Below are 21553 nucleotides of genomic sequence, written 5' to 3'. Positions count from 1 at the left end.
TTCAGCTCTTTTGATTGGGGCCCGGATCAGCCGGCAAGAAGCAGTGGGAGATTGTTAATGTTCAAATTGGCCACAATGTCGTTGGGCAACCGGGCCCTGATCGCGCTGATCACAATTTTTGCCATGGTGTTCGGGGTCATCACCTTGGGATCGCTGAAACAAGAGCTCATCCCAAGTATCGAGTTCCCGCAAATCACTGTGGTCTCGGCCATGCCCGGCGCCTCTCCAGCCGTGGTGGACAAACAAGTCAGCGCTCCTCTTGAAGCTGCGCTGAATGCGGTGGAGGGGCTGGAATCCAGCACCTCCACCTCCCGCAGCGGCGTCTCTACCATTAGCCTCTCCTTCGCTTATGGCACCAACCTGGACCGGGCCCGGAACCAAATTGACCGTGCCATCTCCAATGTCAGCCAGCGCCTGCCTGACGGTGTGCAACCGCAGCCGATCGCCGGGAGCATCTCCGATTTTCCGATCGTCTTCCTGGCAGTATCTTCGGATCAAGACCTCGCTGCACTGAACACGGATCTGGCACGCATTGCCGTGCCGCAGCTCATGAAGATCGACGGCGTCCGCAGCGCCGATGTCAGCGGCGCCAATTCCCAGCACATCCAAATCCTGCCCGATCCCGCCAAAATGGCTGCCGCGGGCGTAAACCCCGGTGACATCTCCCAAGCTCTGAGCAACAACGGCACTTTGGTCCCTGTCGGCTCCCTGGACACCGGTGGCACCACCTTGTCCATCCAGGCCGGCAGCCCCGTGGATTCACTCGACGCGGTCAAGGCCTTGCCCCTGGCCGGTGCAGCGGAGGGAATCCCCACCATCGCCTCCGTGGCTACTGTGACGCTGGCGGATGACCCCACCACCTCCATCACCCGCACCAACGGCAAAGCCACACTGGCCCTATCCATTACGAAAAAGCCTGAGGCAGACACGGTTTCGGTGTCCGAAGAGGTGGCCACCATGTTGCCACAACTGGCGGCATCAATGGGCAACAACACCAAGTTCACCACCGTCCTGGACCAGGCCCCGTTCATTGTGAAGTCCATTGACGACCTCGCCACGGAAGGCCTGTTGGGTCTTGGCTTCGCCGTCATCGTGATCCTGATCTTCCTCATGTCAGTGCGCTCCACCCTGGTCACCGCGATCTCCATCCCGCTGTCCCTGCTGGTGACGTTCATTGGCCTCTGGGCCACCGGCTACTCGCTGAACATCCTGACCCTGGGCGCGCTCACCATAGCGATTGGCCGGGTGGTGGATGACTCCATTGTGGTCATCGAGAACATCAAGCGGCATCTAAGCTACGGTGAGGACAAGAAGACCGCCATCCTGGCCGCCATCAAGGAGGTTGCGGCAGCCATTACGGCCTCCACCCTGACCACCGTGGCCGTGTTCTTGCCCATCGCGTTTGTGGGCTCGCTGGCCGGGGAGCTCTTCCGCCCCTTCGCACTGACTGTCACCTTTGCGCTGCTGGCCTCCCTGCTGGTCTCGCTGACCATTGTTCCCGTTCTGGCGTACTGGTTCTTGAAGTCCACGCCCGCGGTGGAGCACACCAGTTCAGGCACGGTCTCGGAGCACGACGCCGGCACCCCCTTGCGTGGGAAAGCGCTGCTGAGCGCTGTGGAAGAGAAGGAACGTTCGTCCTGGTTGCAGCGCGGCTACCTGCCCATCCTGGCCAAGACCCAAAAACATCCTGTTGTGACGCTCATTGCCGGTGGCATTGTGCTGGCCGCAACCCTGGCCATGACACCGCTGCTCCCTACCAACTTGTTAGGTGATACCGGACAGAACAGCATCACCATCCAGCAGGATCTGCCCCCGGGTACAAGCCTGCAAGCCAGCAACGAAGCTGCCAAGAAAGTTGAAAGCGTGGTGAGCGGCATTGACGGCGTCACCGATGTTCAGGTCACGGTGGGCAACGCCTCCGGCGGCTTTTCGGCGCTTCTCTCCTCCGGTGCTTCCAGCGCCTCATTCCAGGTCATCACGGATCCCGATGCGGACCAGGTGAAGCTTCAGGACACCGTACGTACCGCCGTCGAAGATATCAAGGATGCAGGCGTCATCAGCTTGGGGTCCCAGGGCGGCGGCTTTGGCATGTCTTCCTCCGTTGATATCACTGTCAAGGCCACCACGGGCGAGGAACTTCAACAGGCCAGTGAAACTCTGGTCAAGGCCATGACCGGGTTGGCGGGCGCGCAGTCGGTGGAAAGCAACCTCAGCGGCACCCAGCCGGTTGTCCAGGTCAGCGTGAACCGGGCGAAGGCCGTTGCGGCCGGCTTGGATGAGCAACAAATCACGGGCTTGTTGGCCGCCACCGTCAGCCCCATCCCCGGCGGCACGGTGCGCATTGACACCACCGATTACAAGGTCCAGATTGGTCTGGGCACCCAATTTGATTCCGTGAAGGCCCTAGCAGCCGCGCAAATCCCCACCAAAACAGGGCCCGTACCCCTCTCGCAGGTGGCCACTGTTGAAGAGGTCCAAGCCCCGCTCACGGTGACATCCTCCAACGGCCAGCGCACGGCCACAGTTTCAGTGACGCCTGAGGGCAACGCTTTGGGTTCGCTCAGCGCCGAGGTACAAAAGAAGCTCGACTCGATGCAGTTGCCCGCTGGCACCATTGCTACCATGGGCGGCGCGGCCACGCAGCAGACCGAATCCTTCCAGCAATTGGGGCTGGCCATGCTGGCCGCCATCGCCATTGTCTATGTGATCATGGTGGCCACGTTTAAATCGTTGATTCAGCCGCTGATCCTGTTGGTGTCCATCCCCTTTGCGGCAACCGGAGCCATTGGTCTGCTGCTCATCACGGGTATCCCGCTGGGCCTTCCTTCACTGATCGGCATGTTGATGCTGGTGGGGATTGTGGTGACAAACGCCATTGTGCTGATTGACCTCATCAACCAGTACCGCCAACCTGCCGGAGACAGACCCGCCATGAACGTGGCCGACGCCATTGAACATGGTGCACGGCAGCGTTTGCGGCCCATTTTGATGACCGCGCTGGCCACCATCTTTGCGCTGACCCCCATGGCGTTGGGCCTGACCGGAAGCGGGGGCTTCATCTCACAGCCTCTGGCCGTTGTGGTGGTGGGTGGGTTGATCTCCTCCACGGTCCTGACCCTGATCCTGGTGCCGGTGCTGTACCGACTCGTTGAAGGACGCAAAGAACGCCACGATCTCATCAAGGCGCTCAAGGTGGTGCACGTACCGGCCAGCCATGCGGGTGCTCACGCGGGTGCTCAGGGCAGTACCGATACTGGTGCTCACGCGGGAGCTGGCTTCCAGGACTGGACTACCGGGGCCATCCCGAAGGTCCGCGGCCGCCGCGCCGCAGACTAACCGTCCAGCTCCAAGGGCATCAGCACCTGGGTTAACTCCAAATGGTTGAGGGACGTTGAAAATTCAACGTCCCTCAACTATTCCCTACGCCTTGGCGTGAGATGTTATTTTTTCGTTTGTTAGAGCTTCCACCTGTTGATGCGGTAGGAATTGCCCAGCTTTTCAAACACGCCCGGGTTGGCGTCCCAGTAACTCTTGTGGCCGCTGACGCCCACTCGCTGCGGCGTTCCCCACGGCGTGACAGAAAAAAGGTTGATCGCTTGGATGTCCTCACCGTTGGCGCTCTTGCAGCTGAACGAGATGACAACGGCCTGGCCGCGGCGAAAATCTTGGATCGCCGGAGTGCTGGAGGTGAAGTCAGAGGTGCACTTGTGTCCCACCAATTGCTGGGTCAGCTCGGTTGTTGAAGCACCAGCCAATTTGCTCTGTGTGGCCTTGATAGCAGCCTTCACCGTGGCCGGATCGCTTCCGTGCTTTCCCTCATCACTTTCCGCGAAGAAGGCAAAGGCCGTGGAAATGCCGTCAGCGTCCAAGTCCTTGGTGCCCTGGGCCACCTGCTGCATCTCTTTGCCTGATTCGGGATCGGTGGTCTTGCCGAACGTGGTGTCATAGTCCCAGGCCTTGAGGTACTGGAAGGAAGATTCTCCGGTCACAAACTTGGAGAACAGCGGATCTCCCTCCGCCGGAATCTCGGTGGGTCCCTCCAGCGCATCCCAGCCTTGTGGCAACGCAACGGCACCCTCTGGCATGGTGACGGCGCCATCACTGGGCTCATTCCCTGCCCCGGGACCGGTGGGCGTCGCGGCTTCGGAGGGAGCATCGCCGCTCCCCCTTCCGGCGTTATTCGAAGCGCTCTGGCTCGCGGCCACGGTGGGTGCTGATTTCCCCTCATTACCGGACTGAGTGAAAGAAGGGAGGACCCAGACCAACACCACCACAACCACAAGCACCACCGCCACAACCGCTGCGCCCACAACTATAAAGAGAGTCTTGCGGTTCCCTGGCCCTTGCTGGGGCATTGGCCCACCCGGAATCGGTGCGTTTGCAGGAGGCGGAGGCGCCCCGTTGTAGTTGCTCATGTATGTGCCTTTCCAGATTTCTTGTGCGCCTTAGAAAGGGTACCGGACGGCCGCTGCCCGCCCGCGTGTCGGGGCTGAATCTCGGTAACAGAACTCACGCGGAACCTCGCGAAAACTGTGGAGCTTAGTCCACCGGGAGGGTGGGGCCAAAAGCCAGCTTCGGCACAAAATACAAGGCGATCGCGGCAACAAGTGCCGTTACCCCGCAAATGGTCCACACCAACAAGTAGCCTTCCAACGGGGCAGCTGTGGAGCCAGCACCGGCAGTCAGCGAACCCAGTGCCTGTCCGGCAAGTGCAATGCCAAAGACGCAGGATGCGAAAGCTCCGCCCAAGGTCTTTGTGGCGTTGGTCAGCCCTGTCGCCATTCCGGTTTGTGTCAGCGGAGCAGCAGCCGCGGCGGCGGAAGGCAGGGCAGCCACCAGAGCCCCGCTGCCAATGCCGGCGATCGCCATGTTGGTGAGCACCTGCACCGTGGAATCGTGAAAAGGCAGGAACATCAGGTATCCCAGGGCAACCATGAATGCTGCGCCCATCAAGGTGATTCGTGGAGTGGTCCATCTGGTGACAACGGGGTAAAGGAGGGCACCGGCCAGCATGCCCAGCACGTACACGCCGATCAGAATCGACACCACGGAAGCGCTGGCACCGAGACCGTAGCCAACCTCGGCTGGGGCGGTGCGGGCGAAGGTGGACAGAGGCGCTTGCGCACCCAATACCGAGACGCCGAACAGGAACGCGGTCAATTGGACCGGCCACATACTGGGCTTCCTCAGGAGGCGGATGTCGATCAGCGGGTCCTTGTGGCCCAGTTCGTAGCGTGTGAAAGGAATCATGGCGGCAATTCCAAGCACCACGGCGGCCCACGCCCACCAGGTGCCTGGGCCGTTGATGCGCATGAAGGTCAGGCCGGCGGTGATCAGCAGCAGGCCGGTGGAGAGCAGGGTCAAGCCCATGAGGTCCAGCCTGCCACCCGTGCGGCTCTCGGATTCGGGAACACCGAACAGGATCACAAAGAAGCACAAGGTGACCGCGATGGCAGGAATCATAAGGGTCAGCCAGAGCATATCCGGCAGGGCGCCACCAATAAATCCACCGGCCAAGGCGCCAACAATCACGCCCAATTCCAGACCCGCCACGAGGATCCCCGCCGCTTTTCGTGTCAGCGCGGCACCGTCTAGCTGGTGGTGGGAGCGGCTGTAGATGAGCGCAATTTCCAGCGGCAGCCAGACAACGTAGAATCCCTGCAATGCCCATGCCGCCAGAAAGAACCAAAAGCTGGGGGCGAAGGCCACACCCCAGGACGCGGCCGCCGTCAATGCCGTGGAAATCAACAGCACTTTGCGGTGGCCCATCATGTCCCCCAGCTTGGCCAAGACAGGAACCACCAGGGCGGCGACCATGAGCTGTGCGGCTTCGAACCAGTTGACGTCGGCGTCGTGGATGCCAAGGTGGCGGGCAATGTCTGTCAGCAGCGGCGTGTAGTACCCCTGAAGGATGCCACTGGTGAGTTCAACCAGCACCAAGAATCCCACAACTGCTGTGGCGGTGGGTGCCAGGCGCAGGCCCCGCCCGTGCGTGCCGCGCTGGAATACAGCCATGGCTTGCCTCCAATTTTTCCGGTGCACGGCACTGTACGTCTTGTGGGCATACTAGTACCCGCGAGTAACCCAGCGCGCAGAAACATCCTTTATGTCAGCCGCGCGTGGTGTGCGGTGGCTTGCGAAGGCACAGGGAACATTTTGGACTGCTAGCGGGTTAGCCCTATATTAGATACAAACGCATATATCTCCCGGAGCCCCCTGCGCCCGGGAGTCAAGGAGCACACCATGCAGTTCGGAATTTTCAGTGTTGGCGACATCACCATGGATCCCACCACCGGGCGAACCCCCACCGAGCACGAGCGCCTCAAAGCCATTACCACCATCGCCAAACACGCTGAGGACATCGGCATGGACGTCTTTGCCACCGGCGAGCACCACAATCCGCCGTTCTACCCCAGCTCCCCCACCACCATCTTGGGCTATATTGCCGCCCAGACGAAGAAGATCATCCTCTCCACCAGCACCACGTTGATCACTACCAACGATCCCGTGAAGATTGCCGAGGATTTCGCCACCTTGCAGCATCTGGCCGACGGCCGCGTGGATCTGGTGTTGGGACGGGGCAACATGGGCGCTGTGTACCCGTGGTTTGGCAAGAACAATCAGGATTCAGTGGAACTGACGGTGGAAAACTATTCGCTGCTGCGCCGCCTCTGGGATGAGGAAGTGGTGAACTGGGAGGGCAAGTTCCGCACACCCCTGCGCGGCTTCACCTCCACCCCCCGCCCGCTCGACGGCGTTGCCCCCTTTGTGTGGCACGGCGCCATCCGCACACCCCAGGTTGCCGAAATTGCTGCGTACTACGGTGATGGCTTTTTCGCCAACAACATCTTCTGGCCCAAGGAGCACTACCAGCAGCTAATTGGCCTGTACCGCGAACGCTACGCTCACTACGGCCACGGCACACCTGAACAAGCAATTGTTGGCTTGGGTGGGCAGTTCTTTATCCGCAAAAATTCGCAAGACGCCGTGAATGAATTCCGCCCGTACTTTGATAACGCCCCGGTCTATGGCCATGGCCCGTCCCTGGAAGACTTCACCTCCCAGACCCCGTTGACGGTGGGCAGCCCACAGGAGTTGATTGACAAGACGTTGACGTTCCGTGACTACTTTGGGCACTACCAGCGCCAGCTGTTCTTGGTGGATCACGCCGGGCTGCCATTGAAGACCGTCTTGGAGCAGCTAGATCTCTTCGGTGCTGAGGTACTCCCCACCCTCCGTGAAGAATTTGCAACCAACCGGCCCGCGTCCGTCCCCGACGCACCCACCTTCGAAGCCCGGCGCCAGGGCGCGGCGGTAAGTTCCGGCGTCGCGCCTTCAACAACATCGATCAATCCTGCAGGAGTGAACTAAAGATGTCAGCCGCCGCACACCGCCGCCTCGCTACGGAATCCTGGGAGTCACTGCTGCGCACGCAAGTGGCCGTTATGCGCGAATTACACAAGGAGCCCAGTTTCAAAGAACTGGGCAGCCGGGAATACGACATTTTGTATAACTTAACGCGCTGCCCCAGCGGCTGGCTGCGGCTCAACGAGCTCAACGAGCATGTCTTGCTGACCCAGCCGAGCATTTCCCGCATGGTGGACCGACTCGAGGCGCGCGGGCTGATCCACCGCAAGACGGCGGAGGGCGATAGGCGCGGGGTGCTGATTGGGCTCACCGAGGAAGGCGCCGCGCTTCAAAAAGAGGTAGGGCGAGCGCATGTCAAGAACATCATGGAGCTGATGGAAGTGGCGCTCTCCGACGATGAAATGCGCACGCTGCTTGAGCTGACGAACAAAATCAGGGAGTCGGTGGCCAGCCGCTAGCTGCGTTCGCGTTCTCGCAGAGCTAGCTCGCGGCCCTGCAACAGCTCCCGGTAGAAGATAACTCCCGCGCCCAACGAACTGATGCGGACCCGTTCATTGACGGCGTGGAGGGAGGCACGGTCGCCAGCGTCCATCAGGAGCGGTGAAAACCTGTAGACGGCTGGCGAAATGGTGGTGAAGTGGCGTGAATCGGTGGCACCGGTCTGAATGTACGGTGTCACCACAGCCTCCGGATAGGAACGTGTTACCGCAGCACTGAGCAGGGCGAATTGTTCGTTGGTGAAGGAAGAGATGGGTGAGGGGTCATGCCCGGAAATCACTCTGAGCTCCACCTGTGGATCGTCGATGATGGCGCGGATATGTGCCACAACTGACTCAACACTCTCCCCCACGGCAATGCGAATGTTGGCGTTGGCGCGCGCAGTTGAGGCCAACACGTTGGCAGCCTTGCTGCCCTCCAGCATGGTCACGGCCACAGTGGTGCGGGTCAACGCCCGGGTCTCATCACCCACTACCCCAAATACCTGGGTCAGCAGGGACTTGAACATCCACATATTCTCTGTCACAAGCCGCATTGCAAAGCTGCTCTCAAGTCCTATGCGCCGCATCATTTCAACGATGGGCGCCGGCATGGAGCCAGGAAAGGGGGACTCTTCCAAGGCCACAATGGCTTGGGCTAAACGAACTGTGGCGCCCATTTTCGGCGGTGTCGAGGCATGCCCGCCAGCGCCCCTGGTGAGCAGTTCCAGATCCAAAATGCCCTTCTCAGCCACACCAATGACAGCCGCAGGGACCTTCAAGCCAGGGAACGCATCGAGAGCTACCGCGCCGCCTTCATCAAGGACCAGCCACGGCGCAACACCCCGGGCGGAAAGCAGCGCCACTGCCGCCTGGGCACTGTCGCCAGCGGTTTCCTCGTTGTTGCCAAAGGAGAGGTAGAGATCGTCAGTGGGCACAAACCCCTCCTCCAACAAGGATTCGACGGCGTTCATGATCACCACCAGCGCCCCCTTGTCATCCAGGGCCCCGCGACCCCACACATAGCCGTCCGTCTGAAGTCCTGAGAATCCAGGGTGCGTCCAGGCATCACGGGAATCCACGGGAACCACGTCATAGTGGGCCATCAAGACTGTGGGACGCGCCGGCGCATCCCCCCCGCGTCCTGCCCAGCGGAACAGGAGTCCTTGGCCGTTCACAAACTCCCGGGTCAAGGATGAGTGCACTCTGGGAAATAGCCGTTCCAACGCCGCGATGAAGCCAGTGAACTGGTCCAACTCAATCTGATCGCGGGCAGTGGAGAAGACGGTGCGGAAGCGGATCAATTCGCTGAGCTGATCTGCGGCACCTTGGGCGTAGTGCGCACCAATATCTCCGGTTGGCTCTGCTGCGCCAAAGTCACCCGGCGGCGTTCCCGGCCCTGCCCGGAGTGCGCGGGCACCGATGACGGCTGCTGCACCGGCAGCCCCAACCGAGAATGCGGCAGTCAAAGCACGGTTCAGCATTTTTGTGTTTCCCTTAGCCATGTCAGGGAGTCTATGCCACGTGACTGTGAGCACACCCGCCCGCCGGAGGTAGGATGTCCTCATGACTTTAGTGCCCTACCGCCTTGCCCGTGTCCGCCCCCTTGAGGCCGCAGCGCAGAACCCAGGGCGGCGCAGTGCCGCACCGCCCCCACTGCCCGAGCAATTTTTTATCCGCAATGATGCGGCTGATTTCACCAGCCCGGAAGGGCAGATCTGGCACGTCGTGGAGACCCCGTTCCCCACCTCCGCCGCCAACCAGAACAGTGCCGCCCGTGAGGGCTGGACCCTGGGCGCAACGCTCACTGAGGACGAATTCACGTTCCTGGCTCCTTGCGCCCCGGTGAATGTTTTTGGCATGGCGCACAACACCGGCGCCCCCGGCCGTGCCCTTGATCCGCAGGCGTTCCACAAGGCGGCCAGCTCCGTGATTGGCCCAGGCGAGGCAATCAAGCTGAGCCCTACGGTAGGTTACGTTGATCCTGAGGCCGAGCTGACAATTGTCATTGGCCGGCCTGCCAAGAACCTGTCGCTGGAGAGTGCCCGCAGCGCCATCCTCGGCTTCACCATTGGCAATGATGTCTCCGCTCGTGATGCACAAAAATCCGATGAACTGTGGATCAGCGCCAAGAGCCCGGACACCTTCACCCCGCTTGGCCCCTGGATTGTGGTGGGCCTGGCGGACGACGGCGTGCCCATCAGCATTGTGCACAACGGAACCCAGCTGGCCCCCGCCTCGAGTGACGATCTGGGCTGGGGTGTGGATGAGATCCTGGTGTATCTGAGTAGCTTCATGACCTTGCAGCCCGGTGATGTGATCCTCACCGGATTCCCGGCCGAGTGCCGGCAGATCAGCCCAGGTGACGAGGTTGTTTGCTGTGTGGGTGGGATTGGCGAGCTGCGCAACCCCGTGGTGGCTGGGCCTTGACCGGCCTCTGGCCCACCAGTGAAACTCACGGCTGAAACTCACAGGCAACGTTCTTGGTGCTGATTGGGAGTTCACACAGTCAGCTGGCAGAATTTAGTTAGTTATGGCAACTACAACAACTCCGGAGCCACTCCCCGCCGAGCCTGTCATCACAGGCCGCGGGGTTTCTGGTGTGCTCAAAAGCTGGTGGCAGCACCATCCTGCCCTATCCCAGCAACTGCGTGGCTTTGCTGTTGTTGCCCTCATTTGCACCGTCATCTCCATGACGATTTTTGCCATCCTGCGCCCCACCACGGGAAACCAGTGGGCCAACGTCATTTCCTTGGTGTTGTGCTCATTCCTGAACACGGAACTTAACCGGCGCATGAGCTTTGGCGTGAGCGGGCGCCACTTGTGGTGGCGGGACCAGCGCCGAGGAATCTGGGTCATGCTGCTGGCCTTGACCATGACCAGTGGCAGCCTGTGGGCGCTCCATGAGATAGCCCCACAGGCCTCCCTCGTGGTGGTACTTGCCGTGATTGTTCTGGGCAATGTGGCCTCAGCCGTCAGCCGGTTTCTGCTGCTGCGCTACTGGATTTTCCGCAGGGTCCGCCACGGCAACCCTGCGTAAGGTCCATTAGAACCTTGGAAAGGCCGCCGCGGGAACCGGGTTGGTGACTTTGCAGCCTGGTCCACTCCACGGTGAACCCAAAAACCCCTCTAACGCCCGCCAACAGTTTGCTCTAATTCGCCCCACGGGCAGGGAACATGTTTGGATGAGAGAACTCTCATCCCCGCCTCATGTGGCTGGCACCGTCATGCGAAAGGATTGGGGCATGCAGATTCCACGGTTCATCCTCATCACCTTCCTGGCCGTGCTGGTGGGTGGAACCACGCTGGCCACCACACTGCTAGTTTCAAGTTCCGAACCCGAGCTGGGCGAAAGCATCGTGGTCACCCCCGCGTGGACCCCGCCCACAGGGAAGATCACGAGTGAGCCCTCTGCCAGCAATCCGCCCGCGAGCACGTCCCCTTCCAGCACCCCGACAGAGGGCAATCTTCCACCGGAGCTCCCGGCCGCACCCTTACCCATAATCGTTCCACCGCCGAACCCGGTGCCCGCAAGGCCCCTCCCACCATCGAATGGGGCCATCGAAGTTCCCGTCTGCGCACCGCTGGCAGGGGACGAGGATTGCGATGACGATTGGGAAGACTACTGGGACGACTATTGGGATGACTATTATGATGACTAATCGAGGCGGGCGAGCTCCCCGCCAGCACCCAACGGCTCGTGAACCTCGTACTCCGAGCGCCAGGGCGCGGATTATTGGCGCCATGGTGCTGCTGCTGACCCTCGCGTTCGCGGCGTCCATTGTGCTCTCGGCACAGATCCTCAATGCCCGTATAGATGCGCTGCTGGATGGCCGGCTCACTCATGCGGCCACGAGTTTGCGCACCTTTGCAGCGTCTTCGGCAGCCGACTCCGAGTTCACCTCCGATGATCTGCTGACCCGGTACTTACAAGACACCGTGCCCAATAACGCCGAGACTGCCTTTAGCCTGCTGGGGAATGCACCGCACCGGCGCATGGCCGGGGACCCTCCCGTGCGTCTGGACAGGGACCCGGTGTTCTTAGCTCTCGTGGGAGGCCATGATGAACCTGTTTACGGGCGGTACAAGTCAGCTGCCGGAGAAGTAGCCTACGCTGTGCTACCGGTGCAGGTGGAGGGCGATCCGCAGCTTGGGGCCGTGATCAGTGTGCAATTCCGCAATGAACTTGCCGCGCCGCTTTTTAGTTCACTGAGAATTTTCGCCCTCTCCGGCGTTCTGGCTGTCATTGGCGCCGGCATTACCAGCTGGCTCATTGCCGGGCGCGTGTTGGCACCCCTGCGGCAAGTTCGTGAGACCGCCGAGACCATCAGTGAGACTGACCTGCAGGGCCGGATTGAGGTGAACGGCCGTGATGATGTTGCCGCCCTCGCCAGCACGTTCAACCGCATGCTGGACCGTCTCGAGATGGCCTTTGCCACACAGCGTCAATTCGTGGACGACGCCGGACACGAGTTGCGCACGCCCATCACCGTGATCAGGGGTCACCTTGAGATGATGAGTGAGGACCCGGCTGAGCGCGCCGACACCGTAGCCCTGGTCACCGATGAGCTTGACCGTATGAGCCGGATTGTCAATGACCTGTTGTTGTTGGCGAAGTCCCAACAGCCCGATTTCCTCATGCCGCAAAACGTTGAGCTCATGGACTTGGTAGTGGATGCGCTGAGCAAGGCCCGCATACTCGGCCCACAGCACTGGGCCATCGATGAACTCGCTGAGGGCCAAGTGGTTGCCGACGGCCAGCGTCTAACCCAGGCCCTCATGCAGTTGGCAGCCAACGCCGTGGCCCACACCCCGCACACAGGCACCATTGCTTTTGGCTCCAGACTGGACCCTGCCCACCAGCTAGAACTTGATTCCGTCCACCGCAACGGCACCCTGTTGTTGTGGGTGCGGGATACCGGATCGGGGATAGCCGTGGAGGAACAAGATGGCATCTTTGACCGTTTCCACCGTGGTTCTGGCCGCCGTCAAAGCGCTGGTGCGGGGCTGGGCCTGGCCATCGTCAAATCCATTGCCGATGCCCATGGCGGTACGGTTTCCGTCCTTAGCGCACCGGGCGCGGGAGCCACCTTCACCCTCACACTGCCCATCCAGCTTCCGCAGGAAGAAAGCGATGAGCCACTGAAACCGGGCACAGCACGCGTTGGAGAACTTGCACACATTTTTAATGAAACCGGAGAGCACTAAATGAAACGCATCCTGATCGCAGAAGATGAAGCCCGCATCGCAACCTTTGTACAAAAGGGGTTGAACGCCGAGGGCTATGTCACACATGTTGTTACTGACGGACAGTCAGCCTATGAAGAGGCCCGCTCCTACGCCTATGACCTGCTGATCCTGGATATTGGCCTGCCGGTCATGGACGGGCTATCGGTGCTGCACAGGCTGCGTCAAGACCTGGTGGACATCCCCGTGCTGATTCTCTCAGCCCGCAGTAGCGTGGAGGACAAGGTGGCCGGTCTGGGCGGCGGGGCGGATGACTACCTGCCCAAGCCGTTTGCTTTTGAGGAATTGCTGGCCCGGGTCCGGTTGCGCCTGCGCGGGCATGTCATGGAGGAGGCAACCGTCTTGACGGCAGGGACCATGATCCTGGACCTGCGTACCCGCCGCGCCCTAGTTGACGGTGTTGCCAAGGATCTCAGCGCCCGCGAATTCGCCCTGGCCGAGACCTTGTTCCGGCACCGGGACCAGGTGCTTTCCCGTGAACAGCTGCTCTCCCAGGTGTGGGGCTTTGACTTTGACCCCGGCTCCAACATTGTGGATGTCTACATCAGGTACCTGCGTAAAAAGTTCGGCGCCGAGCGCATTGAGACGGTCCGCGGCATGGGGTACAGGCTCAAACTGGACTGATGCGGAGTTCATGAGAGGGCTCTCATTTCCGTCTCCTTTTTCTCTCATACGCGTACTGAACAGTAGTGATTAGGAAATCAATCACTCGTTTAGGAGCCCTCATGTTCAATCTGTGGATTGCACTGGCAGCAAACCTTGTCTGTATCACCGTTCTGGTCTACGCCGTCTACTTCCCCCGCTACCAGCGCCGCGACCTGGCCATCGCCTACGTATGCCTGAACGTGGGCATCATGCTGGTCACCATGCTCTTGTCCGGAAGTGGGGCCGGCATGGGCCTGGGCCTGGGATTGTTTGGCGTACTCTCCATCATCCGGCTCCGCTCGGATACCCTGACCCAGGGCGAGATCGGCTACTACTTCGCCGCACTGGTCCTCGGTTTGATGAACGGCCTGCACCCGGACCCGGCCTGGCTCTCCCCCGTTCTCTCCGCGGCACTGGTGGCTGTGCTCTACCTCGCCGATCATCCCCGGATCGCACCGCGCACCCGCCGCCAGAGCATCACCTTGGACCGCGCCTACGCCAATGAGGTGGAACTGCGTGACGCACTCGAGTCATTGCTGGGCGGGCCCGTCACCCGCATCGAAGTGATCTCGTTGGACGTTGTGCGTGACATGACCGTGGCCGACGTCCGCTACAAGACCCCCACCCCCGCTGCCCTGGCCGCCAAGTCTTCAGCATCCATCGGGAGCACCGAATCCAATCCGATGGCGGGCACAGAGCCGGCCTTGAGCACGGCGGACCTTGAGGCTGTGCTCTTTGATGCGAGCGATGCCACCTCAGCAGCAGCGCCGCTCCATGCGCAGTCACATTCATGACCTGCGCAGAAGTCCTCGAGGCCGGTGCCGGCCAGCGCCGTCCCATCAGCCTCGCGGAGGTGAATGAGGAAGCTGCGCTGCAGCGCCGCGTAGATAAAAAGTTCCTGCTGACCAGCAACGAACTGGCCACCCTCATGGCGGCCTTGGACGACGATTTCGCCATCATGGAAATCGGCCAGCGCCGCATCTTCGGCTACAGCTCCACCTACTTCGACACCCCAGATCTGGACCAGTTCCGGGCCCACCGCCAGGGCCGGCGGCGCCGTTTCAAGGTCCGCACCCGCACCTACCTGGATTCCGGATTGTGCATGTTTGAGGCCAAGTTGAAGGGTCTGCGCGGGGAAACGGACAAGTACCGGATCCCCCACCCGTTGGATGAGCGCACCACCATGAACCACGACGACGAGGCATTCTTGGCCGAGCTGCTCGAGACTGAATACGGGATCCCCATGCCCGCTCTGAACCCGGTCATGACCGTGGACTACCGCCGAGGCACGCTCGTCAACCCGCACAGCCGCGAAAGGCTCACCTGCGATGTGCAGTTGGTGTGCAAAGACCAGGACCAGGAAGTGGCCGGGCCTGACCTGGTGGTGGTTGAAACAAAGTCAGCCGACGGGCGCGGGGTTGCTGATCGGGTCCTGGCCGAGATGGGCATCCGGGACCTGAGCATGAGCAAGTACTGTGTGGGCATCGCCTTGCTCCACCCCAATCTTCCGGCTAACCGCTGGAATCGGATATTGCGCAATCGCTTCGACTGGGACAGGGCCCCGGCCTTCGCCAACTAGCGAACCGAAGTTAGCTCAGCCGTAATACCCGCGCCACGGCGGCCACCAGTTCGGTGGCCGCCGTCGCCAATTCACCAGACTGCACGTCAGCAGGAAAACTAAAGCGTAGGGCCGTCTGGGCCACACCCCGCTCGAACCCCATGGCGCTCAGTACTGCCGACGGCTCATCGGAGCCTGCCGCACAGGCCGAGCCCGATGAGCACACAATCCCGCGCCTCTCCAACTCCAGCAGCACCGATTCCCCACTGGTGCCAGCAAAACAGAAGGAAGCCACATGGGGCAGCCGCCTGGTTGGATGCCCCGTCAGTTCCCCACTGGGCAGCTCGCCCAGAACTTGCTCGATGAACTCCGCCCGCAGAGCAGTGACACGTATGGCCGCGGCCTCCCGCCCCTGTTCCGCCAGTGTCAACGCCGTGGCCAGGGCAACGGCAAAAGCCACGTTCTCTGTCCCGGAACGTCCCCCGCGTTCCTGACCGCCGCCATGGATGAGCGGCTCATAGCGGGTGCCGCCCTTGATATAGAGCAGGCCTACCCCCTTGGGCGCACCGATCTTGTGCCCCGATAAGCTCATGGCTGTGACACCCAAGGCGCCCACCTGTAACGGCAGCCAGCCCGCCGCCTGGACGGCGTCGCTATGCAGTGGCACCCCTGCGGCGGCGGCCACAGCGGCCAACGCCGGAAGGTCTTGAACCGTCCCCACCTCATTGTTGGCGTACATGATGGAGGCAACAGCCACCCCGCCCGCACTGCCGGAATCCAGCAGTGCGGCAAACACGCCAGGATCCACCAGAGCACTGGAATCCACCGGCACCACTTCCACTACAAAACCGTGCACGCGGCGCAAGTACTCGGCCGATTCCACAATGGCCGGGTGTTCCACGGCGCTGATGAGCACCCGGTTCAATTGGGGGTTGGCTGCACGGCGGGCCAACGCGATGCCCTTCAAGGCAAGATTGTCTGCCTCGGTTCCCCCGGAGGTAAAGGTGAGCTCCTCGGGGTGGCAACCCAACGCCGTCGCACATTGCTCTCTAGCGTTAGCCAACGCGGAGGCTGCCAACTCCCCCAGCTCGTGGTGGCTGGAGGGGTTGCCGAACTGGTTGGTCAGGAACGGGAACATGGCTTCGATGACCTCCCGCCGGACGGGGGTAGTGGCAGCCGCGTCGAGGAAGATCACTGTAGTTCCACCGCAATATCAAGGCCCAGATCCAGGGCACGTACGCTGTGGGTCAGGGCGCCGACGGAAATGATGTCCACACCCGTGCGGGCAATGCCGGCGATGGTTGAAAGATTCACGTTGCCGCTGGCCTCCACCAAGGCGCGGCCGGCCACCAACGCCACACCCTCCACGAGTTCTGCATTGCTGAAGTTATCCAGCATGATGGTGTCCACGCCAGCAGCCAGCACGGGCTCAACTTGCTCCAACGCATCCACCTCAACCTCAAAATGCACGGTGTGCGGTAGCTGGGCACGGACGGCTGCGAGCGCCGCCGTCAATTTGGTGGTGTCCCCGCCGGTCAGCACGGCCAGGTGGTTGTCCTTGGCCAGCACGGCGTCTGAGAGCGAGAACCGGTGGTTGTGCCCGCCGCCGCAGCGCACCGCGTAGCGTTCCAGGATGCGCAGTCCAGGGGTGGTCTTTCGAGTATCCGTGACACGCGCCTTGGTGCCTTCAATGAGGGCAGCGTACTCCGCGGTCTGGGTGGCAATGGCGCTCATGCGCTGGGTCAAATTCAGCGCAATCCGCTCCGCCGTCAGCACCGCGCGCGCCAGCCCTGTCACGGACATGAGCCGCTGCCCTGCGGCGAATCGTGCGCCGTCGGCAGTGAGCTGTTCCACGTGCGCACCCGGGTCTTGCAGAAGCATAGCGGCCGTGAACACCTCACCTCCGGAGAAGATGCCAGGTTCGCGCGCCACCAGCCAGGCCGTGGCCCTCGCCTCGGCCGGAAGCAGCGTGGCCGAGGTAATGTCCCCATACGGGGCGTCTTCGGCGAACGCCCTCAGGAGAATCTCCGCCACGGCGTTACCTGGCAGCGGCGGAAGCCACGCAGTGGTGTGCAAGTCTGTGGCCTCTACGGCAGGTACGACGGCGTTCATACTGTTTCGCTTTCACGCTGGAATTTGACGGGGTTCATGTGGGAGACGGTGGCAGCCCGGTGCTGGAAATCCCTCGCCGCAGCATGGGAGGAGGAGGCGGTGCGGGAGGAGGCGGTGCGGGTCCTGATCGGAGGGTCCGTGAAATCAGCACGGAAGTGGGCACCCACGGAGTTCTCCCGGCTCAGTGCCGCATGAACCAAGAGCTGCGCCACGGTGAGCAAGTTCAACGCCTCGGCTTCTTCACGGCTAGGGACCGCGGTCCGGGCGGGCATCTCTCGCTGCGCGCGCCACCCTGCCAGGACCTCTGCGGCATGGCGCAGGCCCTGCGCATCCCGAAACACCCCGGCATGAGCACTCATCAGGGCCTGCAAGGTGTCCTTGCTAAAAGTAAGCGCATCCGCGTGGACGGATAATGGCGTTGCCCCGCCAAGCTGCATCTGGGCATGACTGTACTGGGCATGACTGCTTTGGGCGCCAACATTTCCCGTGCCAGCAGCCATTTCACGCAGGAAGGCATCCACAGCTCGGCGGCCAAACACCAAGCCTTCCAGAAGTGAGTTTGAGGCAAGCCGGTTGGCTCCGTGCACTCCGGTGCAGGCTGCTTCTCCGGCCGCATAGAGTCCGTGCAAGGAAGTTTCGCCATCTTGATTGGTGGCGATGCCGCCCATCCAGTAGTGCGCGGCCGGGGTGATGGGCAGCCACTCCCGTGTCCAGTCGAAGCCCAGCGCCTGTGTCTTGGCAGCAATGGTGGGGAAGCGGCGGCTTAGATAACCCGCCCCCTGCGCCTGCTCAATGCCTGTTGCATCGAGGTAGACGGATTGGCCGTCCCTGCCGTTGCGCAGGTGGGCGGCAATGCTGCGGGACACCACATCACGGGGCGCAAGATCGCCGTCGGGGTGGTATCGAAGCATGAACGCCTCACCCGCAGCATCTCGCAGAACGGCGCCTGCACCTCGGACGGCCTCGGAGATCAGGAAATTCTCCCCCACGGCAAGTGCCGTGGGATGGAACTGGAAATATTCGAGATCAGCCACCACGGCCCCGGCACGCCAGGCGAGGGCAACGCCGTCGGCCGTGGCCACGGCGGGATTGGTGGTCGCTGCGAAAAGCTGCCCGGCTCCCCCGGTGGCGAGCAGCACGGCGTCGGACCTCAAATCAATCATGCCGGGCTCACCCTGTGGGAGCTCGCGGTGGTACCGCACACCCTTGACACTGCGCTCTAGGACACTGTGCTCCAGGACACTGCGCCCTAGGACACTGTGCTCCAGGGCGGCACCCTCCAGAACCAGCAGATCATGCACGAAGGCGTGTTCCACAAGCGTTACGGCGCCGCGTGCTGCGGCAGCCCGGACGGCCTTGATCAGCCCGTTGGCGATGGCGGCGCCCGTGGCATCACCTCCCGCGTGCAGGATACGGGCCGCGGAGTGGGCGCCTTCCAGGCCCAGCGCCCTGCGACCGCTGGCGTCACGGTCAAAACGGACACCAAAATGCTCGATCGCGGCAATGTCACCCGCCGCCTCCGTGCATAGAATACGTACGGCCTCGGGGTCGCACTCTCCGGCACCGGCCTTGAGGGTGTCGGCAATGTGCGCCTCGACGGTGTCGCCCGGGGCGGCAGCGCCGTCTGGCAATACGGCGCAGATCCCGCCCTGCGCCTGATGGGTGTTGCTCTGCGCGAGCGCACCCTTGGTCAGCAGCGTGACCTGAACCCCGGCCTGGGCCGCGAGCAAGGTGGCGTAGAGGCCGGCCACCCCGCTGCCAACAACCACCAGGTGGCGGGCGCTCATGCGCGTGCTGCGCTGCGTGGTTTGGCGGCGAGCATCCGCTCAAGCGCAATCCGGGCGTTGACGGCCGTGGTTTCCGGGACGGTGATTTGGTTGCGCACCTCACCGGCCACCAGGCCTTCCAGCACCCAGGCCAGGTAGCCGGGGTGGATGCGGTACATGGTGGAGCAGGGGCAGATCACCGGGTCCAGGCAGAAGATGGTGTGCTGCGGGTACTGTGCCGCGAGCCGGTTGACCATGTTGATCTCGGTGCCAATGGCAAAAGTGGTGCCGTCCGGGGCGCCCTGGATGGCTTTGAGAATGTAGTCTGTGGATCCTGCCTCGTCGGCGGCATCCACGACCTCCATGGGGCATTCGGGGTGCACAATCACGCGCAGGCCGGGGAAGTCCGCGCGTGCCTTCTCAATCTGGGCCACCGTGAAGCGCTTGTGCACGGAACAAAATCCCTGCCACAGCACTACTTTCGCGGCCTCCATGACCTGCTGACTGTTGCCTCCCAAGGGCAGCCGCGGATTCCACAACGGCATCGCCTCCAACGGGATGCCCATGGCCTTGGCGGTGTTGCGGCCCAGGTGCTGATCGGGGAAGAACAGTACGCGCTGGCCGCGCTCAAAGGCCCAGTCCAGCACGGTGGAGGCGTTCGAGGAGGTACACACAATCCCGCCGCGCTCCCCGCAGAACGCTTTGAGCGCTGCCGAGGAGTTCATGTAGGTGACGGGGATAACCGGAACCCGGCCCTCGGCGTCGGGCTCTGTACCGTAGAGCGCCTCCAATTCCGCCCAGCACGCCTCAACGGAAGGTAGATCCGCCATATCTGCCATGGAACAGCCAGCTGCCAGGTTCGGCAGAATCACGCTCTGGTGGCTGCCGGAGAGCATATCTGCCGTCTCGGCCATGAAGTGCACGCCGCAAAACACAATGGCTTCGGCTTCGCTGCGGTTCTTCGCGGCGTTGGCGAGTTGGAAGGAGTCCCCCACGAAGTCCGCAAACGCCACCACTTCATCACGCTGGTAGAAATGCCCCAGTACCACCACGCGTTCCCCAAGTTCCGCTTTCGCGGCACGGATTCGCCCCTCAAGCTCGGCGTCAGAGGCGTCCTTGTACTCCTGCGGCAGCTGCCCCTGCACGGGAGTGGCGGCCGGGGCCGTGTCCTCATTGGAGGCGCCGGGGCCGTAGCCCGGTGTACCGGCGAGTGCCTCGGCGAGATCGAACTCCCAGGGGCCCTGGACCAGATCCTCGTCACAGCTTTCCTGCGCCCGGCCCGGCTGGCCTGGGATGTGGGACTGGGCAGCTTCGGCCTGCTCTCGGGTTATGAGCTGGATGGTGGTGTTCACGGATGACATGGCGTGCTCCAAAGGGTTGAGGCAGTGAGGATTGCGTGCGTGGGGCTGAGTCTGGTGGTTGATTCTGGTACTTGATTCTGGGCCGTGCCTGCTGGTGGTGCGGGAGGGTTGACCTTGAGGCTAGAGGGTGGGCGGCGGGTGCCCTGGCGGGCCTGCTCTTTCCAGGAGGGGTTGCTCCAAGAGATGGGTTTTCACCAGGTGATTGTTGGTGCCGCTGTAGCGGTAGAGCCGGGGCGGGCGGTGCTTGCCGCCTTGTAAAAACTCGTCGGTGGGTTCAATGCCTGCTGTCTGCTTGAGCTGGCGGCGGAAGTTGGCCGGGTCAACGCTGCGGTTCAGCACGGCTTCGTAGACCTCACGGACCTGAGCCAAGGTGAACTTTTCGCCGAGTAGATGGTACGCAATGGGACCGTATTCCATCTTGTTGCGCAAGCGCCACAGTGCGTATTTGACGATCTCATTGTGGTCAAAGGCCAGTTCTTGCAATCCGTCGGCCCGGAACCACTGAACGTTCTCCGATTCTTCTGCCTGTTCGGCCTCGGTGGACTGCACCAGAGCCCAGTACACAATCGAGACCACGCGCTGACTGGGCGAACGGTGCAAGCCGCCGAAAGCGTAGAGCTGCTCAAGGTAGCTAGGTGCAAGGCCGGTGGTGTCCTGCAGGTTCCGAGCCGCCGCATCCAGCAGCGATTCGGCCTGTGTCAGGGGTCCGCCCGGCAACGCCCACAGCCCTTTAAAAGGTTCGCGAATGCGTTTGACCAGCGGCAGCCACAGCGTGGGCCGTCCTGAAGAAACACTGGGGCGGAGAGCAAAAATGACGGTCGAGATGGCCAGTGCAGGGGGCTGCGCCAGGCGTTCGCTGACATTAGCTGCAGCCACTAAGGGCACTCGTTCCATGCCGCTCACCTCATTTCCCGACCCAACAAACCAGTTAGAGTCATATTGACTACAACTGATTCTACGGCCACAGGTGTCTTAGAAACAAATCTTTTACGCCAGAGGACCCGTCCATAGCGGCTCCGG

The 21553-nt window shown here is 62.0% G+C and carries 18 protein-coding genes; 10 read left to right on the top strand and 8 right to left on the bottom strand.

From position 1 onward, the window contains the following. Positions 1 to 57 precede the first annotated feature (57 nt). Positions 58 to 3336, top strand: a complete 3279-nt coding sequence (locus ABIB48_RS10630; RefSeq protein ID WP_354212949.1) for an efflux RND transporter permease subunit — start codon at positions 58 to 60, stop codon at positions 3334 to 3336. Between the two features lie 119 nt (positions 3337 to 3455). Here the strand turns inward: ABIB48_RS10630 and ABIB48_RS10625 are convergent, their stop codons facing one another. Together ABIB48_RS10625 and ABIB48_RS10620 are read right to left on the bottom strand one after the other, a co-directional pair. Then, positions 3456 to 4415 carry a hypothetical protein gene (locus tag ABIB48_RS10625; RefSeq protein WP_354212948.1) on the bottom strand — a complete coding sequence of 320 codons (960 nt, stop codon included), beginning with the start codon at positions 4413 to 4415 and terminating at the stop codon, positions 3456 to 3458. 124 nt (positions 4416 to 4539) lie between these two features. Then, positions 4540 to 6015 carry an MFS transporter gene (locus tag ABIB48_RS10620; protein ID WP_354212947.1) on the bottom strand — a complete coding sequence of 492 codons (1476 nt, stop codon included), beginning with the start codon at positions 6013 to 6015 and terminating at the stop codon, positions 4540 to 4542. A gap of 228 nt (positions 6016 to 6243) precedes the next feature. On the opposite strand from ABIB48_RS10620, the gene ABIB48_RS10615 reads away from it, so the two are divergent. Together ABIB48_RS10615 and ABIB48_RS10610 are read left to right on the top strand one after the other, a co-directional pair. Beyond that, positions 6244 to 7371: an LLM class flavin-dependent oxidoreductase gene (locus ABIB48_RS10615; RefSeq protein WP_354212946.1), complete on the top strand. Its 1128-nt coding sequence runs from the start codon at positions 6244 to 6246 to the stop codon at positions 7369 to 7371. A gap of 2 nt (positions 7372 to 7373) precedes the next feature. Then, positions 7374 to 7826 (top strand): MarR family winged helix-turn-helix transcriptional regulator, encoded by a 453-nt coding sequence (locus tag ABIB48_RS10610; RefSeq protein ID WP_110106685.1) that lies wholly within the window; start codon positions 7374 to 7376, stop codon positions 7824 to 7826. Here ABIB48_RS10610 and ABIB48_RS10605 read toward each other — a convergent pair. Next, entirely contained in the window at positions 7823 to 9349 is a 1527-nt protein-coding gene (locus tag ABIB48_RS10605; protein ID WP_354212945.1) for a M20/M25/M40 family metallo-hydrolase, read from the bottom strand. The two genes, ABIB48_RS10610 and ABIB48_RS10605, sit on opposite strands and share 4 nt — an antisense overlap. A gap of 61 nt (positions 9350 to 9410) precedes the next feature. On the opposite strand from ABIB48_RS10605, the gene ABIB48_RS10600 reads away from it, so the two are divergent. The 7 genes from ABIB48_RS10600 (at position 9411) to ABIB48_RS10570 (ending at position 15315) form a co-directional block, all read left to right on the top strand. Then, positions 9411 to 10274 (top strand): fumarylacetoacetate hydrolase family protein, encoded by an 864-nt coding sequence (locus ABIB48_RS10600; protein ID WP_110106683.1) that lies wholly within the window; start codon positions 9411 to 9413, stop codon positions 10272 to 10274. Positions 10275 to 10377: 103 nt separating this feature from the next. Next, positions 10378 to 10884: a GtrA family protein gene (locus tag ABIB48_RS10595; RefSeq protein ID WP_354212944.1), complete on the top strand. Its 507-nt coding sequence runs from the start codon at positions 10378 to 10380 to the stop codon at positions 10882 to 10884. 145 nt (positions 10885 to 11029) lie between these two features. After that, a complete protein-coding gene (locus tag ABIB48_RS10590) occupies positions 11030 to 11506 on the top strand; it encodes a hypothetical protein (protein ID WP_354212943.1) in 477 nt (158 codons plus the stop codon). After that, the gene (locus ABIB48_RS10585) at positions 11487 to 13052 is read left to right on the top strand and encodes a sensor histidine kinase (protein ID WP_354212942.1); all 1566 of its coding nucleotides are present in this window, start codon (positions 11487 to 11489) and stop codon (positions 13050 to 13052) included. Before ABIB48_RS10590 ends, ABIB48_RS10585 begins: the two co-directional genes overlap by 20 nt. Then, complete coding sequence (locus tag ABIB48_RS10580; protein ID WP_110106679.1) at positions 13053 to 13715, top strand: response regulator transcription factor; 663 nt, start codon at positions 13053 to 13055, stop codon at positions 13713 to 13715. A 101-nt stretch (positions 13716 to 13816) separates the two neighbouring features. Continuing rightward, complete coding sequence (locus tag ABIB48_RS10575; RefSeq protein WP_110106678.1) at positions 13817 to 14530, top strand: DUF4956 domain-containing protein; 714 nt, start codon at positions 13817 to 13819, stop codon at positions 14528 to 14530. Beyond that, the gene (locus tag ABIB48_RS10570; protein WP_110106677.1) at positions 14527 to 15315 is read left to right on the top strand and encodes a polyphosphate polymerase domain-containing protein; all 789 of its coding nucleotides are present in this window, start codon (positions 14527 to 14529) and stop codon (positions 15313 to 15315) included. The genes ABIB48_RS10575 and ABIB48_RS10570 overlap by 4 nt, the downstream gene beginning before the upstream one ends. A 10-nt stretch (positions 15316 to 15325) precedes the next feature. Here ABIB48_RS10570 and ABIB48_RS10565 read toward each other — a convergent pair whose 3' ends face one another. From ABIB48_RS10565 to ABIB48_RS10545, 5 genes are all read right to left on the bottom strand, one after another. Next, positions 15326 to 16489 (bottom strand): cysteine desulfurase family protein, encoded by a 1164-nt coding sequence (locus ABIB48_RS10565; RefSeq protein WP_354212941.1) that lies wholly within the window; start codon positions 16487 to 16489, stop codon positions 15326 to 15328. Beyond that, positions 16486 to 17406, bottom strand: a complete 921-nt coding sequence (gene nadC / locus ABIB48_RS10560; protein ID WP_354212940.1) for a carboxylating nicotinate-nucleotide diphosphorylase — start codon at positions 17404 to 17406, stop codon at positions 16486 to 16488. Before nadC ends, ABIB48_RS10565 begins: the two co-directional genes overlap by 4 nt. Next, positions 17403 to 19193: an L-aspartate oxidase gene (gene nadB, locus ABIB48_RS10555; RefSeq protein ID WP_354212939.1), complete on the bottom strand. Its 1791-nt coding sequence runs from the start codon at positions 19191 to 19193 to the stop codon at positions 17403 to 17405. The genes nadC and nadB overlap by 4 nt, the downstream gene beginning before the upstream one ends. Next, positions 19190 to 20533 carry a quinolinate synthase NadA gene (gene nadA / locus ABIB48_RS10550; protein ID WP_354212938.1) on the bottom strand — a complete coding sequence of 448 codons (1344 nt, stop codon included), beginning with the start codon at positions 20531 to 20533 and terminating at the stop codon, positions 19190 to 19192. The genes nadB and nadA overlap by 4 nt, the downstream gene beginning before the upstream one ends. A gap of 120 nt (positions 20534 to 20653) precedes the next feature. After that, positions 20654 to 21427, bottom strand: coding sequence for an NUDIX hydrolase (locus tag ABIB48_RS10545; protein ID WP_110106672.1), 774 nt, complete (start codon positions 21425 to 21427; stop codon positions 20654 to 20656). Positions 21428 to 21553 lie beyond the last annotated feature (126 nt).

This window comes from Arthrobacter sp. UYCu511 (assembly GCF_040547105.1).
Taxonomy (GTDB): Bacteria; Actinomycetota; Actinomycetes; order Actinomycetales; family Micrococcaceae; genus Specibacter; species Specibacter psychrochitiniphilus.
This window is presented reverse-complemented; position numbering and strand designations above follow the sequence as displayed.

Bases quoted from the DNA above. Each gene is read 5' to 3' on its own strand.
- ABIB48_RS10625 (WP_354212948.1), bottom strand. From the start codon at position 4,415: ATGAGCAACTACAACGGGGCGCCTCCGCCTCCTGCAAACGCACCGATT.
- ABIB48_RS10585 (WP_354212942.1), top strand. From the start codon at position 11,487: ATGACTATTATGATGACTAATCGAGGCGGGCGAGCTCCCCGCCAGCAC.
- ABIB48_RS10630 (WP_354212949.1), top strand. From the start codon at position 58: ATGTTCAAATTGGCCACAATGTCGTTGGGCAACCGGGCCCTGATCGCG.
- nadA (WP_354212938.1), bottom strand. From the start codon at position 20,533: ATGTCATCCGTGAACACCACCATCCAGCTCATAACCCGAGAGCAGGCC.
- nadC (WP_354212940.1), bottom strand. From the start codon at position 17,406: ATGAACGCCGTCGTACCTGCCGTAGAGGCCACAGACTTGCACACCACT.
- ABIB48_RS10590 (WP_354212943.1), top strand. From the start codon at position 11,030: ATGAGAGAACTCTCATCCCCGCCTCATGTGGCTGGCACCGTCATGCGA.
- ABIB48_RS10545 (WP_110106672.1), bottom strand. From the start codon at position 21,427: ATGGAACGAGTGCCCTTAGTGGCTGCAGCTAATGTCAGCGAACGCCTG.
- ABIB48_RS10605 (WP_354212945.1), bottom strand. From the start codon at position 9,349: ATGGCTAAGGGAAACACAAAAATGCTGAACCGTGCTTTGACTGCCGCA.
- ABIB48_RS10570 (WP_110106677.1), top strand. From the start codon at position 14,527: ATGACCTGCGCAGAAGTCCTCGAGGCCGGTGCCGGCCAGCGCCGTCCC.
- ABIB48_RS10580 (WP_110106679.1), top strand. From the start codon at position 13,053: ATGAAACGCATCCTGATCGCAGAAGATGAAGCCCGCATCGCAACCTTT.
- ABIB48_RS10615 (WP_354212946.1), top strand. From the start codon at position 6,244: ATGCAGTTCGGAATTTTCAGTGTTGGCGACATCACCATGGATCCCACC.
- nadB (WP_354212939.1), bottom strand. From the start codon at position 19,193: ATGAGCGCCCGCCACCTGGTGGTTGTTGGCAGCGGGGTGGCCGGCCTC.
- ABIB48_RS10595 (WP_354212944.1), top strand. From the start codon at position 10,378: ATGGCAACTACAACAACTCCGGAGCCACTCCCCGCCGAGCCTGTCATC.
- ABIB48_RS10600 (WP_110106683.1), top strand. From the start codon at position 9,411: ATGACTTTAGTGCCCTACCGCCTTGCCCGTGTCCGCCCCCTTGAGGCC.
- ABIB48_RS10575 (WP_110106678.1), top strand. From the start codon at position 13,817: ATGTTCAATCTGTGGATTGCACTGGCAGCAAACCTTGTCTGTATCACC.
- ABIB48_RS10610 (WP_110106685.1), top strand. From the start codon at position 7,374: ATGTCAGCCGCCGCACACCGCCGCCTCGCTACGGAATCCTGGGAGTCA.
- ABIB48_RS10620 (WP_354212947.1), bottom strand. From the start codon at position 6,015: ATGGCTGTATTCCAGCGCGGCACGCACGGGCGGGGCCTGCGCCTGGCA.